A 17,674-nucleotide genomic window follows, 5' to 3' on the forward strand; every position below is an offset into this window, starting at 1 on the left:
ATATTCAAAAAAACAGTAACTTACAATCATCTTTATTCTCTGATTATCAATAATAAAGAAATTTTAATGTATTTATTCACCCTTAAACAAAACTACTATGAAAAAATTACTACTTATTCTAAGTTTTATCTTTTCATCTTCATCGTTGATTTATTCACAAGTAGGCTCAGCTTGTTGGCGTGAAATTTCTGCTGGTCAAAATTTTACACTTGGCATCAAAGCCGATGGTACGCTTTGGGGTTGGGGTCAAAACTCAAATTTATTAGGTTTAGGATTAGGAAATTTAGCCAATCAAAATCTTCCTGTTCAAATTGGTACTGACACAAACTGGCTGACAGTGTCTGCGGGTACTGTACATTCTTTGGCAGTAAAAACTACTGGAACTTTATGGGCATGGGGAAATGGTCAATTTGGTCAATTGGGAAATGGGGTGTTTAATTCAGCTACACCAAATGTTACTCAAGTGGGAACAGCAACCGATTGGCTAAAAGTTTCGGCAGGAAATCGTTTTAGTTTAGCTATCAAAAACACAGGAACACTATGGTCTTGGGGCTGGGATTTTACTGGTCAATTAGGTAACGGTCTCACAACTCCCGATTTAAATCTTCCTGCACAAGTAGGAACTTCCAACAACTGGCGAAAAATTGATGCTGGCGACCAACATTCATTAGCCATAGACGCATCAGGAGCACTTTGGGCATGGGGAAATAATACTTTCGGACAATTAGGTGACGGTACAAATACCACAAGTTTGGTTCCTATTCAAATTGGAACTGCCACAAATTGGGCTGTCATTTCTGCAGGCACTGATCATAGTATGGCGATTAATAGCAACAATATTTTATATACTTGGGGAAACAATACCAATGGACAATTAGGTGATGGCACAAACACAGCATCTAATGTTCCTATTGCTATAAGTTTTGCCAATTCTGGTGCAGTAACATTATATATTGAAGCTTCTGCAGGACAAACACATTCATTAGCGATAAAAAACGATAATACATTGTGGTCATGTGGATTCAATAATCAAGGACAATTAGGATTAGGAAATTTGGTAAATACAAATGTTTTAACTCAAGTTGGTACCGCAAACACTTGGTCTGCAATTTCTGCAGGTCATACCCATTCACATGCGGTAGATTTTAATACAGATGTTTGGTCAACAGGAAGAGGATTGGAAGGTGAATTAGGAATTGGAAGTAACACGGCTTTCAATACACTTCAAGCTGTAGCGTGCCCAATAACTCCTTTATCAACTAATGAAATTAAACTACTAAAAGCAAGTGTTTATCCAAATCCAACTAAAGGAATGGTATCCGTGAATTATAATTTAGAAAATGCTTCAAAAATCACTTTGAGAGTAACTAACATTCAAGGACAAACAATACAAGAAAATAGAATGGATAAATCAAGTGGTACACAAAAGGATAATATAGATTTAAGTTCATTATCTAACGGAATGTACTTCATCGCTATTTCAAATGCAACTGAAACCTTCACTGCAAAAGTGATTAAAGAATAAAAGATCTTACTAGTCCTAAATAAGTGGTACAGATTATTTAGGACTAATTCATATAAAAATATTAATTAAAAACTTCTTCCTTTTCACCATCAAAACTGGCAAACACCATACTTGGATGCGAATCCTGATGGAAGATATTTCCTTTGCTATCAATAGCAATTGCACCGGCAAAACCATCAAAAGGAAGTAATTCTTTAAAGGTTTTTTCAAAAGCTTTTTCTAATGAAAATCCATCTGTAACACGAGTTACTATTTTGGCTGCCACTGCTCCACTCACTATGTCTTCTCCAACTCCGGTTAAGCTTACGCCACAAAATTCGTTAGCATAATTTCCGGCAACGGTTGCCGAATCAGATATTCTTCCCGGAATCTCAAATCCTTTTCCTCCGGTTGAAGTTGCAACTGCAATTTTCCCATCTTTATCTAAAGCTACACAGCCAACAGTTCCTATTCGGGTTGCAGCCAATTTGGCTTCGTATTCGGAACGGCGTTGCGGAATTTCAGTAGAGAATTTTTTGAATCCATGTTCCCTCGCAAAGTTAGTTGCTCCGCTTCCACCGAGTACTTTATCATCATAACTCAATAAAATTTCTGCTACCTGTACTGGGTTTTTTACTTCTTCAATATTGATTACGCCACTCATTTTCATCGTAGCACCATCCATCAATGAAGCGCTCATTCTTATTTTCCCATCAGCTTGAATCTGTGAACCAATTCCGGCGTTGAATAATTCATCATCTTCTAAAAGTGATACAGCATAAACCACCGTTTCCAAAGCAGTATGTGTTTTCAAAAAGTAATACGAATCTTTAACAATACGAAGTAACGCCTGCTGTTTGGCAACTTTGGTTTCGTGATTGGTTGATGATTCCGAGAAAAAACCGCCGTGGATTATTATTTTCATTTAGATTGTAGATTGTTGGATGTTGGATTGTTGGAAATCTAATTATCTAAAAATCCAATAATCTAACCATCCTTTTATACGTATTGTGAAGATTTAATAGTCATCTTAAAAGTAGTCAAATCAAAAGTATCATGTATGCTCAACACATGAGTAACTAAATGGTTGATTGATATTGGTTGACCCAATTCGACTTGCGTTAGATTAGTGTCTTTTATTTCTCTTCCATCAACTATGATAACTAATCCAGATCCAATAGCTTCCATTTTTGTATTGTGTGTAATCAGCAAGCCTGTATCTTCTCCAAGTCCGATTCCAAGTACTTTTGGGTTTCCAACAACCGCTTGAAATAATCTACCAATTCGACCACGCTGTACAAAATGCGTATCGATAATTACTCCGTCAATTAATCCTAATCCTGAAGTGATTTTAACCTCACCTTTCAACAAAGCTTCTGAACTACTTCCTTGATAAATCATATTGTTTGAAGCCGCAGCAGCACCGGCAGAAGTTCCTGCATAAACAAAATCTTCGTTGAGGTATTTGTCTAATAAAATATCGTGAAAAGGTGTTCCGCCAAGAATAGAAGTCAATCGCAATTGATCACCACCGGTAAACATCACAACATCGGCAGCTTTCAAACGATTCAAAACTACAGGATCCATAGCTTCTTCACGACGCTCAATATTCAGAACATCAACATTATCAGCACCCAAATAGTGAAGTGCTTTTACATATTCTGGACCGATTTCTTTTGGAATTTTTGAAGCAGTTGTAATAACTTCAATACGTGAATTCCCTTTATGTTTCGATTCGTCGATGATTCTTTTTAAAATACCTGCTTCAAAAAAGTTCAAATTCTTTGCTGCACTTTTATCCAAATCTGTCTCAGTGAAACTGCCTTTATCAACAGCACCGCCAATAATTATAAGTTTTCCTTGTATATTCATGTGGGTAAAAATAGCAAAATCTAACTACTTACAAACCTTTTTTTTGCTTTTTTGAAACCATTTATTAACTTACTTATCAATAAAAGAATTTAAATTCAACTTCTTAAATTATCTTATATTTGCCCAATGGAAATCAATCAGACACGCATCAATAAATTTCTTTCCGAATCGGGCTATTGTTCCCGCCGTGAAGCCGATAAATTATTGGAAGAAGGACGAATTACCATTAACGGAATTGTTCCTGAAATGGGAACAAAAGTTTCTATAGATGATGAAGTTCGCGTGGATGGAAAATTGGTTAGAGAAAAAAGAGAAAAACCTATTTATCTGGCATTCAACAAACCCGTTGGTATTGAGTGTACAACAAATCAAAGTGTTCGTGATAATATTGTTGATTATATCAATTATCCAAAACGAATTTTCCCAATTGGACGATTGGACAAAGCCAGCGAAGGCCTTATTTTTATGACCGATGACGGCGATATTGTGAATAAAATTCTACGTGCCCGAAACAATCACGAAAAGGAATACATCGTTACCGTTAACCATCCTATTACAGACAGATTCATTCAAAAAATGAGCAACGGCGTTCCAATTTTAGATACGGTTACCCGAAAATGTAAAGTAGAACAAATTAGCAAATTTGTCTTCAGAATTATTTTGACACAAGGTTTAAACCGTCAAATTCGACGAATGTGCGAGTATCTTGATTATGAAGTTACGGCCTTGAAAAGAACGAGAATCATCAATATTTCTTTGGATGTTCATGTTGGTCGTTATCGCGAATTAACTGCTGAAGAAATCAAACAATTAAATAAACTCATTGAACCTTCGAGCAAAACAGAAGAAGCAAGTTTGCCCAAATCAGCTCCAGCTGGAAGTAGGAAGTTTGAAGATGTAAGACGAAATAGAAATCCTAATTCCTAATTCCTTAATCTTAATTAGTAATGCTCAAAACAATTTTATACATAGCAATTGGGGGCGCCATCGGAAGCGTTCTTCGTTATCTGACAGCTGTCTTTGTTTCTAAATTTTGGTCCAATCAGTTTCCGTTGGCGACATTTATTGCCAATGTTTTTGGTTGCTTTTTAATTGGTTTATTTATTGGAATTTTAGCAAAAAATAATCTGACAGACAGTCAATTAAAATGGTTTTTAATAACCGGATTCTGCGGAGGTTACACTACTTTCTCAACTTTTAGTGTGGAGAATTTTAATCTTTTGCAAAACAACAATTCATTATTGGCATTTGGATACATGGCGTTAAGCATTCTTCTTGGTCTTTTTGCGGTTTGGTTTGGTCTTTTGCTCTCCAAATAAAACTTAAAATCTCCTTAAACTCTGCAATCTATATTTCATTTTTTAGTACATTCGCCAACGATGAAAAAAGAAGATATTTTAGCCATTAAAAATTTATTGGCAACGCCAAAAAAAATTGCCATTATTCCACACCGAAGTCCTGATGGTGATGCTATGGGTTCGACCTTAGCATTATATCATTTCCTTCTGAAACTTAACCATAAACCAACAGTAATTTCTCCAAATGATTTTCCAAATTTTCTGGCTTGGTTACCAAGTGCTGAAACTGTTTTGATTTATGAAAATGACAGAGAAAATTGCACCAAAATATTGAATGAAGCTGAACTGGTTTTTACTTTAGATTTCAATTCGTTACAAAGAACCGGTGAAATGGAACAAGTGTTAAACAAGCTTTCAGCGCCAATGATTATGATTGATCATCATCAGAAGCCGGATACTTACGCAACGGTTACTTATTCTGACACTTCTATTGGTTCGACTTGTGAAATGATATATAATCTAATTTCATATTTGGATAAAAAAGAACTGATTGACAAAACAATAGCGACTTGTATTTATACCGGAATTACAACCGATTCGGGTTCGTTTCGCTTTCCTTCCACAACCAGCAAAACACACCGAATTGTTGCCGAATTAATTGACTTAGGTGTTGAAAATAGCGAGATCCATAATTCCTTGTTTGACGATAATTCAGCTAACAGACTACAACTTCTTGGAAGAGCATTGCAAAACATAAAAGTTTTTCCGGAATATAAAACGGCTTACATTACGCTTTCCCAAAAAGAATTAGATGAATTTCATTATCAAAAAGGCGATACCGAAGGCATTGTAAACTACGGATTAAGCATAAAAGGGATTCATTTTTCAGCAATTTTTATCGAACATCGTGATGAAAATATTATTAAAATTTCGTTCCGTTCACAAGGTAATTTTGATGTAAATCAATTTGCCAGAGAACACTTCAATGGTGGCGGACACATTAATGCTGCTGGAGGAAAATCAAACGAAAGCATGAAAGCAACGACCAATAAATTTGAAGATTTAATCTCAAAAATAACAATTTAAGAACATGAAAAACTTGTCGAAAATAATGTTGCTTTTTGTGGTTTTTATGACTTTCCTGAGTTGTAAACAACAGCAACAAGCTCGAATGCCAATCTCGCATTCATCAGGAACATTTATGAAAGAATCAGCGGCACGAAATAAAAAATTAATAGCCGGCGAAGAAGGAAAAATTGATTCGATAATTAAAAGCAATCCAAAAATAGAATACTTAGCATCCAAAAAAGGATATTGGTATCATTATCAAATCAAGAATGAACGCGACACGCTTCGCCCTAAAAAAGGAGATGTCGCTGATTTTGATTATGAAATCATGGATTTAAAAGGTAATGTAGTGTATTCAGAAGTTGAATTACGCCCTCAAACTTATGTTGTTGATAAACAAAATATCATGATGGGATTGCGTGACGGAATAAAATTAATGCGTAAAAACGAAAAAATAACTTTCCTTTTTCCTTCACATATGGCTTATGGTTATCACGGTGATAATAAGCGAATCAAATCTAATCAACCCTTAATTTGCACTGTTACATTGAATGATTTTAAACCAAAAGAAAAAATAATACCTCAAGTTAATTTACCAAAAAATGAATAAAAAGATTTCCCTTTTTTTAGCAGTTATTGGGCTGTGTTTTACATCGTGTAAAGATGAATATAAAGACCTAAAAGATGGCTTGTATGCCGAAATTGAAACCTCAAAAGGAAACATTTTATTAGAACTTGAATACGAAAAAGCTCCTGTTAGCGTAGCCAATTTTGTCACTTTAGCAGAAGGTAAAAACCAATTTGTATCTCAAGAATTTAAAGGAAAACCCTTTTATGATGGTTTAAAGTTTCACCGTGTTATCTCTAAATCTAATGGTGATTCTGAAGACTTTATGATTCAAACCGGTGATCCATTAGGCAATGGTTCTGGTGATGCTGGTTACAAGTGTAAAGATGAATTCACTGACTTGCGACATGACAAACCTGGTGTTTTATCGATGGCTAATTCGGGTCCAAATACAAACAGCAGTCAATTTTTTATCACTTTAGTTCCAACGCCATGGTTAGACGGAAAACATTCTGTTTTTGGCCATATTGTTGGCGACGGAATGACTGTAGCAAGCTCAATAGTTCAGGATGATTATATTAAAAAGGTTACTATTATCAGAAAAGGAGAAGATGTTAAGAAATTTGATGCTGTAAAAATTTTTACTGATTATTTCAAAACGGAAGCTGAAAATCAAAAAAAGCAAGCTGCTATAGATGCTGAAAATAAAAAAATATATGATGCAAAATATAAAGCTGTCAAAGACAAAAAAGTTTTATATTTTATAACATTGAATAAAACAACTACTAAAACTCCAAGTGGTTTAAAGTTCAAAATTACACAAAAATCAAATGGTGAAAAGCCAAAAGATGGTTCCATGGTATATATAAATTTATCAGGGTTTCTTGAAGACGGAACACTTTTTGATACCAGCGACCCAAATATTGCTAAAGAATTTGGTAAGTATGATGAACAAAAAGCTATGCAAAATGGCTATTCGGCATTGCCTTATGTGATTGGATCTAACAAAATGATTCCTGGTTTTATTGAAGGATTAAGCAAGTTAAAAATAGGTGAAAAAGCAGTGTTTTTTATTCCTTCTCAAATAGGGTTTGGAGAACAAGGTGCCGGAAATGTAATTCCACCAAATGCTAATTTAATTTTTGAAGTCGAATTAAAAAAGTAAATTATAAATAGTAATAAATCATAAGTATAAAATTAATTAATCATGAGTAAAATTAAATTCAACATTCTTCTTTTGATTTGCCTTGGAATGATAAGTGCAACGGCACAAACGTCCAAAAAACCGGCAGCAAAGTCAACAAAAACAGTAGTAACTGCAAAAAAAACAGCTACAGCCAATGAAGGAATATTTGCTGAAATAGAAACAGCAAAAGGAAAAATCGTTATTCAGTTAGAATACCAAAAAACACCAGTTACTGTTGCCAATTTCATTTCCCTTTCAGAAGGAACAAATACTTTCGTTACCGATGAAAAGTTAAAAGGAAAACCTTTCTTTGATGGCTTAAAATTCCACAGAGTAATTGCCGATTTCATGATTCAGGGTGGAGATCCGGCAGGAAACGGTTCTGGTGGTCCAGGTTATGCCTTTAAAGATGAGTTTACTGATGCAAAATTTGACAGAGCCGGAATTTTGGCAATGGCCAATTCAGGTCCAAAAACAAATGGTTCTCAATTCTTCATAACCCATAAAAATACCGATTGGTTAACAGGAAAGCATACTATTTTTGGTTATGTAATTACAGGTCAGGATGTGGTAAATAAAATCGCTCAGGATGACGTAATCAATAAAATTACCATTGTCAGAAAAGGCGCTGATGCAAAGAAATTTGATGCTGTAAAGACTTTTGCAGATTATATGGCAAACAAAGCTGAAGATGATGCAAAAGAGGCTGCTATCGCTGCTGAAAACAATAAAAAACAAGCTGAATTAGAGGCACAGAGAAAAGCAGAATACAAAGTTAAATTTGGAGCTGTTATTGCAGCAAAAGCAAAATATTTAAACGATACTAAAACTACTGCAACCGAAACTGCCAGTGGTTTAAAATATAAAATCATTAAAGCGGGTGAAGGTAAAAAACCAGTTGAAGGCAGTAATGTTTATATTAACTATGCCGGATATTTTGAAGATGGTTCTTTATTTCAGAGTAGTTATGAAAATATTGAAAAAGAATATGGAATGTATGATGAAAACAAAGCTAAACAAAACGGTTATCAACCTTTCCCTTTCCCTTATGGTAAGAAAGATGGGTTAATCCCTGGATTTGTTGAAGCATTAAGTTTGATGAATTATGGAGATAAGGCTTTGGTTTTCATTCCTTCAAAATTAGGTTATGGAGAAAGAGGTATGGGAAATGCAATTCCTCCAAACGCTAACATTATTTTTGAAATTGAAATGTTGGAAACAGCACCAGCACCAAAACAATAATAAATATAATTCAATAAAAATCCCCAATTTGAAGTTTCGAATCGGGGATTTTTTTTATTCTTTTTTCTTCATAAAAAGATAATATACTGGAATTCCTAATACTACGATAATCAACCCTAAACCTGTATTTCGTGTATCGTAAATCAATAAATCGATACAAATCAGACCAGTGATAATAATATATAATATTGGAACAAACGGATAACCAAATGCTTTGTAAGGTCGTTCTGCATCAGGTTCTTTTTTACGAAGAATAAATAAACCACCAATCGTTAAAATATAAAACAGTAAGGATGCAAAAGTGGCATAGGCTAATAAATCTCCATACCGGCCGGTTAAACACAAGAAACAAGCCCATAGACATTGCACCCATAACGCTTTCGCCGGAACATCATAATTGTTTAATTCACCCGCTTGTTTGAAGAACAAACCATCTTTCGCCATCGCATAAAACAATCTTCCTCCTGATAAAATCAATCCAATATTACATCCAAAAGTAGATACCATAATTAACGCAGCCATCACTAAAACGCCAACATTTCCAACAATGGCACTGGCAGCAGCGGCTCCTACTCTATCTTGGCTGGCAAACATAATTCCGTTTTGAACTACAGTTCCGTCAGGTGTACCGTTTAAAGGCAATAAGGCCAGATAAGCAATATTGGCCAAAATATAAATAATAGTAACTATCAATGTCCCTAAAAACAAACTTCTCGGAATGTTCTTTTTTGGATCTTTAATTTCACCTGCAATAAAGGTTACGTTGTTCCAAGCATCACTTGAAAACAATGAATTGATTATGGTTGCACCCATGGCTCCAAGCAATGCAATTCCAGATAGTTTAGTGATTGTCAGCGTCCCATTTTCTTCTAATACAGTTTTTTTAGCTTCCCACATATTGGCAAAATTATCGGCAAAAGTATTGGTATGAAAACCTATGTAAATACCCAACGTTATCAAGGCAAACAAAGCTATTAACTTGGCAGAAGTAAAAACCACTTGAATTATTTTCCCGCTTCTAATGCCTTTGGTATTGATAAAAGTTAGCAAAGCGATTATAAACATGGCTAAAACCTGTTTGTTCGTAAACGAAAAACCCTCGCCAATAGTCAAAATTTTATTTTCCAGAATCGGAAAGAAAACCGCTGTATAATTTGCAAAAGCAACTGCTACAGCAGCAATAGTTCCTGTCTGAATTACGGTAAAAACGGTCCAACCGTATAAGAATGAAATTAATTTTCCGTAAGCGCGCTGTATGTAAACGTATTGTCCGCCAGCATTGGGCATCATTCCGGCCAACTCACCATAACTTAAAGCTGCCGACATGGTCAACAAACCTGTGACTAACCAAATTACTAATATCCAGGCAGCAGAACCAATATCTCTCGCCATGGCTGCGGTTACTAAAAAAATTCCTGAACCAATCATGGAACCTGCTACCAAACTTGTGGCGTCGAGTAAGCCTAATGAGCGTTTTAATTCGTGTTTTTCTTCGGACATATTTTGGTTTATTTATTCCGCTGCGCTACATACAATTCGGCTACGCCTAGGATGATTAGTTAATTTCTCAAATATAATTAAAGTTTCTTTGCTTCATTCCAAAAAACATCCATCTCTGCTAAAGTCATATCCATTAGTGGTTTTCCGAGTTCGCCAGCTTTACTTTCTAGATACATAAAGCGTTTGATGAATTTTTTATTGGTGCGTTCTAAAGCATCTTCGGGATTTACTTTTAAGAATCGGGCATAATTAATCATCGAGAATAATACATCTCCAAACTCGGCTTCAATTTTGTCTTGGTTTCCGGCATTGACTTCTTCCTGTAACTCCTCTAATTCTTCCTTCACTTTGTCCCAAACTTGATGCGGTTCTTCCCAATCGAAACCCACTCCTTTTACTTTATCCTGAATTCGGCTTGCTTTTACTAAAGCTGGTAAACCCTTTGGAACGCCTTCTAAAACTGATTTTTTGCCTTCTTTGAGTTTTAGCTTTTCCCAGTTTTGCTTTACTTCTTCTTCATCGGCAACGACAACATCGCCATAAATATGCGGATGACGATGGATTAATTTGTCGCAAATTTCATTACAAACATCGGCCATATCAAAATCATTGGTTTCGCTACCAATTTTGGCATAAAAAACAATGTGCAACAACAAGTCGCCTAATTCTTTTTTGATTTCTGGCAAATCGTTGTTTAAAATAGCATCGCCCAATTCATAGGTTTCTTCAATAGTAAGATGACGCAGACTTTCGAGCGTTTGCTTTTTATCCCAAGGACATTTGGCGCGTAAATCGTCCATAATGTCCAGTAATCTGTTGAAGGCTTCCAGTTGCTGTTGGCGTGTGTTCATATTTTTAAATTTATGCTTCTCGATACAATTCCGTCTCGTTGAAAATAACGAGCCAAAATCACTCGAAATAACGAAATGTATAATCCTATAAAAATAAAAAATCCTATTACCGGAATCAGCAATAGGATTTATATTTATTAGAAAGTAATTAACTATTTTTTGGTTTTAGGTTTAGCTTCCTTTTTAATCTTCACTTCTTCAACTACTTGCTCTTTTATTTCTTCTGCGTTCTCTACTTTTGGTTCTTCCTTTGAAACCATTCCTTTTGACTGAAGAATATTGTACCAGTTTAATACTTTTTTGATATCGGAAGCATAAACTCTGTCTTCATCGTAATCTGGTAAAATTTCTTTAAAATAAGCAATTAACTTCGTATTATCTTCTTTATGTGAAACCGATGTTGGCTCTTCATTTTCTTTGATAGCAATAGCTCGCATGATTTCAACCAATGGTTTTTCTTCTGAATAAGTATACATTGATATTTCTGAAAGCAAGCTAACATTACTTCTTAATCCAACCGTAATTTTCTTTCCGTCTAATAATGATTCTGCTAAAAAGCCCGAACGGGTTTGCAATTTCAATTCAAACAATCCTGGTTTTCCTGCAATGGCTAATATTTTTTCTACGTTCATTTTTTAATTTAATTAAGGGCACAAATATATATAATTCAAAATTCAATGGCAATGTCAATTAGAATGTCAATTGCAAAAAATCAATTTCAAATTTAAAACTAAATAAATACAATTTGATTGGTATTGATATTGATTTTTGATATTGTCATTGATATTAATTTTTGATATTGATTTTTGCAATTGACATTGTTATTGAAAACTACCTTCCTTTTTTATTGGCAAATTTCATTCTGTAATCCGGAAAAGCTTTGCCATCCATGATATTTTGTAACTTCTTTTTAATGAGTGTTTTCTTCAAGGTTGAAATTTTATCGGTAAACAAAACGCCTTCAATATGATCGTATTCATGTTGGATAACACGCGCAATCAAACCATCGAACACTTCTGTCTTTTTGTTGAAATTTTCATCACAATATTCAATAGTTATTCTTTCGTTGCGATAGACATCTTCGCGAACATCGGGAATGCTTAGGCAGCCTTCATTGAAACTCCATTCTTCGCCGTCTTCGAGCAGCATTTTGGCATTAATAAAAGTTTGCTTGAAATTCTTTAATTGCTGTTGCTCTTCCTTTGTCAACTCTTTACTGTCACTAAAAGGCTCCGTATCAATAATAAACAATCGAATTGGCAAACCTACTTGTGGTGCAGCTAATCCAACACCATAAGCGTTGTACATGGTATCATACATATTGGCAATAATGGCAGAAAGATTAGGATAATCTGGAGAAATCTCTTCGCCAACTTGTCGCAAAACCGGCTCACCATAACCGTAAATAGGAATAATCATTTTTTATTTTTTTTTGCAAAAATAAGGAAATTAAATCATTTTACGTGTCAGATAATCTTGAAGTAAAATAGTGGCTGCAATTTCATCTACTAATGCTTTGTTTTGACGTTGTTTCTTTTTTAATCCACTTTCAATCATCGTTTGAAAAGCCATTTTAGAAGTAAAACGTTCATCTACTCGTTCTATTTTCATATTGGGAAAAGCAGTTTTAAAATCGGAAATAAATTTTTCGATAATCGGAGTACTTTCAGATGGCTGCCCATTCATTTGTTTTGGTTCGCCAATAAGTACTTTGGAAACGTTTTCTTTTGAAAAATAAGTAGTTAAAAAAGCAATCGCGGTTTCCGATGGAATCGTTGTCAATCCAGACGCAATAATTTGCAACTCGTCGGTTACGGCGATTCCAGTTCGTTTTATTCCATAATCAATGGCGAGAATTCTTGACATTTATTTTTATTTTATGACTTCAAACTTAGCCAGTTGTTTTTTATCTGCTCCAAACAAAATTAATATTTCATTTTCTAATTTATAACTGTTTGTTTCAGCTAATGTTGTAAAAAAGTAGCTTTCCAATTCCGCATCGGCGCAATCCATTTTGTTGGAAACTATTCCAGAAAAAGTCAAGCTAGTAGATGATGGCATTACATAATGACCAAGAATATTATTGCAGCCCGAAAGCGCAACAAATCTACCGTCTTTTGAATTAAGTTTCATATAATAAACGTTTTTACCTTTTTGAGCTGCTTTTATTTTACGCAATGAAACTAATTTCCATTTGGTTCCAGCCAAAGGATATTTTCCCACAGCAGGATTAACCTTTTCGATTACAGTTGTAGTAATGATTCTGCTATCCAAATCAACTGTTACTTTACTTTCTTCGGCTGTTTCAATAGCTGAAGTGTCTATAGCCTGCTTTGATAAAACGTAGTCTTCGGCTAAATTCCCACTGATTTTTTTACCTGAAATATCAAGTTGTATTAATTTATTTTCTGCAACAAAATATTGATTTGGTCCATTTTTTATATCCGTCAATACAATAATATTCCCTTTTTTATTCCATGTAAAATGTCCTTTTTGCACAAATACTTTATCTCCTTTTCCCTGATACTTTGTTTTAATAGAAAAGGTGCCATTTTCATTGATTGCAATCTCAGTATCCAAACCTTGACAGTCGGCACAAGGTAAAATTCCTTTGTAAGTTCCAATGTAATCTAACGAATTTTTAGCATTGTGAGAATTTAAAACTTCGTTCTTAATAGAATCAGTTTTTGAATCAGCTTTATTTTTTGATTGCTGTTGACAGCTAAACAGACAAACAAAAATAAGAAGTAATATATATTTCATAGCATCAATATTAAGTTTCAAAAATATCAAATCAATTCATAAGTTAAAGTTAAATAAAATGCATTTTTACCAATCGTCTAAAAAAGGTATCTTTGCTCTTCAAACTAAAAAGCCATGAATAATTTACAATCCATCATTGAAAAAGCTTGGGATAACCGAGAATTATTAAAAGACGAAGCTACGCTAAAAACCATTCGAGAAGTTATTGCATTACTTGATTCAGGTACATTGCGAGTTGCTGAACCAACTGCTCACGGTTGGCAAGTAAACGAATGGGTTAAAAAAGCGGTCGTGATGTATTTCCCGATTCAGAAAATGGAAACCTGGGAAGCCGGAATTTTTGAATATCACGATAAAATGTTGCTAAAAACCGGTTATGCCGAAAAAGGAATCCGCGTGGTTCCACCAGCAACAGCTCGTTATGGTGCTTACATTTCTAAAGGCGTTATTTTGATGCCAAGTTATGTAAATATTGGAGCTTATGTAGATGAAGGGACAATGGTTGATACATGGGCGACCGTTGGAAGCTGTGCCCAAATTGGCAAAAATGTACACCTTTCCGGTGGTGTTGGAATTGGTGGCGTGTTAGAACCTTTACAAGCAGCACCAGTTATTATCGAAGATGGTGCTTTTATTGGTTCACGTTGCATAGTAGTTGAAGGTGTTCGTGTCGAAAAAGAAGCGGTTCTTGGTGCTAATGTTTGTCTGACTGCATCAACTAAAATCATTGATGTTACGGGAAGTGAACCTATAGAATATAAAGGATTTGTTCCAGCTCGTTCTGTAGTAATTCCGGGAAGTTATACTAAGAAATTTGCTGCCGGCGATTTTCAAGTTCCGTGTGCTTTAATTATTGGAACACGCAAACCTTCAACCGATTTAAAAACATCACTTAACGATGCTTTGAGAGAATATGATGTAGCGGTTTAAACCGATACTTTTTTACATAATAAAATCTATGAACTTATTGCTTGTTTAGCGAGTTCATAGATTTTTTTTATTTGATTCTCCTGAAGATAATTTTCGATAATATGATTTCGTCCTTTGATTCCCATTTCTTTTGCCTTTTCCGGTTTTTCCAAAAGTTGAATCATAAAATCTGCCATTCCATTTTCATCTTTTTCAGCAACCAAAAAGCCTGTTTGACCATGAATGACTGCCTCTTTTATACCACCATGCAACGTACTAACAACAGGAAGCCCTGATGCACTGGCTTCTAGAATACCCACTGGAGTTCCTTCCATATCACCATTAGGAGCTGTGATTGAATGCTGAACAAAAGCCAGAGAAGTTTTCATTAAATTGGCTACTTCTTCTGAATTAAGTATTCCGGTAAAAACCACGGAGTTATTTAAATTCAACTCATCAACTAGTTTTTCACATTTTAAAAAAAGATCTGATTTTCCTCCAACCATTACTAATTTGGTTTCAGGAAATTTTTGCAGCACTTTATAAAATGCTTTTATTGTGTGTAATGGTCCTTTTTTTTCTGTGAAGCGTCCAACTGCAATAAAATTATTTCTCTCTAAAGTACTTTCTTCAGGTTTAAATTTAAAGGAATTTACACCACACGGAATCACTCTTATTTTTTCTTCATTTGCACCTAAAGCTATCAATTTTTGTTTCATATCCTGAGAAACAGGAAGAATGTAAGAAGCGTAGTCAAAAAGCTTTTTGTATTTGCTGCGGTATTCGTTTATCAGTTTAATATCAGTGGCATCATGTCCATGAAAAATTACAAGTAAAGGAATGTTCAGACTTTTGCAAACAGGCATAAGATGAGACGCAGGCATTCCGTAATTTGCCAAAACAACGTCAATTTTGTTATCGATAAGGTATTTTTTTACACCATAATTTCCAAAAAAATTATTCCTTCCGACAAATCCTTTTACGATTTTATGAAGCAACCAGAAAAACTTCGAATTCAATAATTTGCCGTCTTCCTTTTTTTCAGGAAGTCTTCCACTGTAAAGGGTATAAACATCTGCCAGTTTTGAAAATTCAGCAATTTGGTCCCGAATAAAAGTTTCGGAGTATGCATTTCGACTGGAACGAGTTATACAAATACGCATAAGTAAGTCTTTATTAAATATTAGAATCTATTCCGATTGGCGTTTTAATCACTTTATTTTTTCGAGTGTTAGCTCTTATATCGTAATTCTTCTTCCAAGTTTCTTTATTCACATAACCACGCTTGTGATCAAGATGTACACAAATAGCAGAATATCTAATTTGTTTGGATTTCAATCCTTTATTAAATAATCTTTCCCCTAATTCTCGGTCTTGACCACCGTATTGCATTTCCTGATTGAACCCGTTGACATCAACCAAATCCCTTTTCCAGCCCGAAGAATTATGACCATTCCAAGAAGCATTTGTTGGTGTTATGAAATTCAGAATTTTGGCAGAAATTCCGGAAGCAATGAATTTTATATTTTTACCGCTTGATTTTAATCCCTGTGATTTAAGCCAATTCAAATTGAAACAGTTTTGAGCAATGATATCTTCTTTAGTAATCGCTTTTGAAATATCCATCGGCAATTTGTAATAGCCGCCAGAAAGGAAATAACCTTGTTCTCTATAATCAATATGAACTTGAACAAAATCTGCTCTCGGTATGCAATCGCCATCCGTAAAAATTAAATAATCAGCGGTAGAAGCAATAATTGCTTTGTTGAGAATTTGCGATTTCTGAAAACCATTATCTTCTTGCCAAACGTGAATTATCGGAATGGATATTTCGGCACGTAATCTGTCAATTAAGACTTTCGTAGCTTCACGCGAACCATCATCGGCAATGATAATTTCAAAATCTTTGAACGTTTGCACACTAAAACCTATAATGGTTTTTTCGAGCCAATCTTCTGAATTATACGTACTAAAAATAACCGATGCTGTCATGCTGTAAAATTACATATTATTTTAATGTTTATCTATTCCCAATTCAATTCGGGTAATTTTATTCTTTTTATTGAATTTTCGAACTTCCAGATTACAGGCAACTTTTTCGGGGTTTACATAATTTCTAGAATGATCTAAATGCAAACAAATTGCACTGTATCGAATTTGCTTCGAAAACAATCCTAAATTAAATAAGCGTTCGCCCATTTCCCTGTCTTCTCCACCATAATCTAACAATTCATTAAAACCATTTATTGCCAAAATATCCGCTTTAAATCCGGAAGAATTATGTCCGTTCCAGGAACGTTTTGTTGGCGTTATCCAATTCATAAAACCAGCAAAATAGCGATTATGAACAAGTTTGGTTATTTTGAAATTGAGTTTCAACCCTTGCTTTTTAAGCCATGAAGCATCAAAACATTTTTGGGAAAGAATAACTTCGTCTGAAATAACTTTTGAAATAGTCATCGGAAGTTTAAAATAGCCTCCGGAAAGGAAATAGCCTTTTTCTTTTTGCTTAAGATGATTGGCAACAAAATCTTTCCTCGGAATGCAATCACCATCGGTAAACAATAAATAATCCGAATTTGATTTTAGAATGGCTGAGTTTAGAATTCGGCATTTTCTGAAACCTTTATCTTCTTGCCAAACGTGAAGTATCGGATATTTAAATTTGTCTTTGAACGATTCGATAACCGCTTTGGTTTTAGTGGTTGAACCATCATCAGCAACTATAATCTCAAAATCATTTTCAGTTTGAATAGTATAGCCAAGCAACACCTTGTGCAACCATTCTTCTGAATTGTAAGTCGAGATAATTATGGACAACTTCATACTATACAAACATAAAGAATAAATTGGATTTTAAGCAAAAGTAACCTTATCGTTTTTGGAGTAAGAAAAAAAAGCTAATTTTACCAA

At 34.5% G+C, this 17,674-nt stretch carries 19 protein-coding genes; 8 read left to right on the forward strand and 11 right to left on the reverse strand.

Annotated elements, in window-relative coordinates:
* The first annotated feature begins 97 nt into the window (after positions 1 to 97).
* On the forward strand, positions 98 to 1,525 hold the full coding sequence (locus QWY90_RS09260) for a T9SS type A sorting domain-containing protein (protein ID WP_290285599.1): 1,428 nt from the start codon (positions 98 to 100) through the stop codon (positions 1,523 to 1,525).
* Between the two features lie 61 nt (positions 1,526 to 1,586).
* Here QWY90_RS09260 and QWY90_RS09265 read toward each other — a convergent pair whose 3' ends face one another.
* Both QWY90_RS09265 and QWY90_RS09270 read right to left on the reverse strand, forming a co-directional pair.
* Positions 1,587 to 2,429 (reverse strand): isoaspartyl peptidase/L-asparaginase, encoded by an 843-nt coding sequence (locus QWY90_RS09265; protein ID WP_290285600.1) that lies wholly within the window; start codon positions 2,427 to 2,429, stop codon positions 1,587 to 1,589.
* 74 nt (positions 2,430 to 2,503) lie between these two features.
* Entirely contained in the window at positions 2,504 to 3,376 is an 873-nt protein-coding gene (locus QWY90_RS09270; protein ID WP_290285602.1) for a cyanophycinase, read from the reverse strand.
* A gap of 126 nt (positions 3,377 to 3,502) precedes the next feature.
* On the opposite strand from QWY90_RS09270, the gene rluF reads away from it, so the two are divergent.
* From rluF to QWY90_RS09300, 6 genes are read left to right on the forward strand one after another with little or no spacing between them, the layout of a single operon-like run.
* Positions 3,503 to 4,303 (forward strand): 23S rRNA pseudouridine(2604) synthase RluF, encoded by an 801-nt coding sequence (gene rluF / locus QWY90_RS09275; RefSeq protein ID WP_290285603.1) that lies wholly within the window; start codon positions 3,503 to 3,505, stop codon positions 4,301 to 4,303.
* Positions 4,304 to 4,323: 20 nt separating this feature from the next.
* The gene (gene crcB / locus QWY90_RS09280; protein ID WP_290285604.1) at positions 4,324 to 4,695 is read left to right on the forward strand and encodes a fluoride efflux transporter CrcB; all 372 of its coding nucleotides are present in this window, start codon (positions 4,324 to 4,326) and stop codon (positions 4,693 to 4,695) included.
* A 60-nt stretch (positions 4,696 to 4,755) separates the two neighbouring features.
* The gene (locus QWY90_RS09285) at positions 4,756 to 5,760 is read left to right on the forward strand and encodes a DHH family phosphoesterase (RefSeq protein WP_290285605.1); all 1,005 of its coding nucleotides are present in this window, start codon (positions 4,756 to 4,758) and stop codon (positions 5,758 to 5,760) included.
* Positions 5,761 to 5,764: 4 nt separating this feature from the next.
* Positions 5,765 to 6,352 carry a gliding motility-associated peptidyl-prolyl isomerase GldI gene (gene gldI / locus QWY90_RS09290; RefSeq protein WP_290285606.1) on the forward strand — a complete coding sequence of 196 codons (588 nt, stop codon included), beginning with the start codon at positions 5,765 to 5,767 and terminating at the stop codon, positions 6,350 to 6,352.
* Positions 6,345 to 7,475, forward strand: coding sequence for a peptidylprolyl isomerase (locus QWY90_RS09295; protein WP_290285607.1), 1,131 nt, complete (start codon positions 6,345 to 6,347; stop codon positions 7,473 to 7,475). The genes gldI and QWY90_RS09295 overlap by 8 nt, the downstream gene beginning before the upstream one ends.
* A gap of 51 nt (positions 7,476 to 7,526) precedes the next feature.
* Entirely contained in the window at positions 7,527 to 8,738 is a 1,212-nt protein-coding gene (locus tag QWY90_RS09300) for a peptidylprolyl isomerase (protein WP_290286957.1), read from the forward strand.
* 54 nt (positions 8,739 to 8,792) lie between these two features.
* Here the strand turns inward: QWY90_RS09300 and QWY90_RS09305 are convergent, their stop codons facing one another.
* From QWY90_RS09305 to QWY90_RS09330, 6 genes are all read right to left on the reverse strand, one after another.
* The gene (locus QWY90_RS09305) at positions 8,793 to 10,238 is read right to left on the reverse strand and encodes an APC family permease (protein WP_290285608.1); all 1,446 of its coding nucleotides are present in this window, start codon (positions 10,236 to 10,238) and stop codon (positions 8,793 to 8,795) included.
* Positions 10,239 to 10,315: 77 nt separating this feature from the next.
* Positions 10,316 to 11,089: a nucleoside triphosphate pyrophosphohydrolase gene (mazG, locus tag QWY90_RS09310; RefSeq protein WP_290285609.1), complete on the reverse strand. Its 774-nt coding sequence runs from the start codon at positions 11,087 to 11,089 to the stop codon at positions 10,316 to 10,318.
* 152 nt (positions 11,090 to 11,241) lie between these two features.
* A complete protein-coding gene (locus tag QWY90_RS09315) occupies positions 11,242 to 11,721 on the reverse strand; it encodes a DUF5606 family protein (protein WP_290285610.1) in 480 nt (159 codons plus the stop codon).
* Positions 11,722 to 11,920: 199 nt separating this feature from the next.
* Entirely contained in the window at positions 11,921 to 12,508 is a 588-nt protein-coding gene (gene def / locus QWY90_RS09320; RefSeq protein ID WP_290285611.1) for a peptide deformylase, read from the reverse strand.
* A 30-nt stretch (positions 12,509 to 12,538) separates the two neighbouring features.
* Positions 12,539 to 12,955 (reverse strand): Holliday junction resolvase RuvX, encoded by a 417-nt coding sequence (gene ruvX, locus QWY90_RS09325; RefSeq protein WP_290285612.1) that lies wholly within the window; start codon positions 12,953 to 12,955, stop codon positions 12,539 to 12,541.
* Between the two features lie 6 nt (positions 12,956 to 12,961).
* Positions 12,962 to 13,852, reverse strand: a complete 891-nt coding sequence (locus QWY90_RS09330; RefSeq protein WP_290285614.1) for a copper resistance protein NlpE N-terminal domain-containing protein — start codon at positions 13,850 to 13,852, stop codon at positions 12,962 to 12,964.
* 114 nt (positions 13,853 to 13,966) lie between these two features.
* Between QWY90_RS09330 and QWY90_RS09335 the strand changes: the two genes are divergently transcribed.
* Entirely contained in the window at positions 13,967 to 14,782 is an 816-nt protein-coding gene (locus tag QWY90_RS09335) for a 2,3,4,5-tetrahydropyridine-2,6-dicarboxylate N-succinyltransferase (RefSeq protein WP_290285616.1), read from the forward strand.
* Positions 14,783 to 14,808: 26 nt separating this feature from the next.
* On the opposite strand, the gene QWY90_RS09340 is transcribed toward QWY90_RS09335, so the two are convergent.
* The 3 genes from QWY90_RS09340 to QWY90_RS09350 are packed head-to-tail and all read right to left on the reverse strand — an operon-like array spanning position 14,809 to position 17,587.
* Complete coding sequence (locus QWY90_RS09340; RefSeq protein WP_290285618.1) at positions 14,809 to 15,924, reverse strand: glycosyltransferase family 4 protein; 1,116 nt, start codon at positions 15,922 to 15,924, stop codon at positions 14,809 to 14,811.
* A 13-nt stretch (positions 15,925 to 15,937) separates the two neighbouring features.
* Complete coding sequence (locus QWY90_RS09345; protein WP_290285621.1) at positions 15,938 to 16,753, reverse strand: glycosyltransferase family 2 protein; 816 nt, start codon at positions 16,751 to 16,753, stop codon at positions 15,938 to 15,940.
* A 21-nt stretch (positions 16,754 to 16,774) separates the two neighbouring features.
* Positions 16,775 to 17,587, reverse strand: coding sequence for a glycosyltransferase family 2 protein (locus QWY90_RS09350; protein ID WP_290285623.1), 813 nt, complete (start codon positions 17,585 to 17,587; stop codon positions 16,775 to 16,777).
* Positions 17,588 to 17,674 lie beyond the last annotated feature (87 nt).

The organism is Flavobacterium paronense (genome assembly GCF_030409795.1).
GTDB lineage: Bacteria > Bacteroidota > Bacteroidia > Flavobacteriales > Flavobacteriaceae > Flavobacterium > Flavobacterium paronense.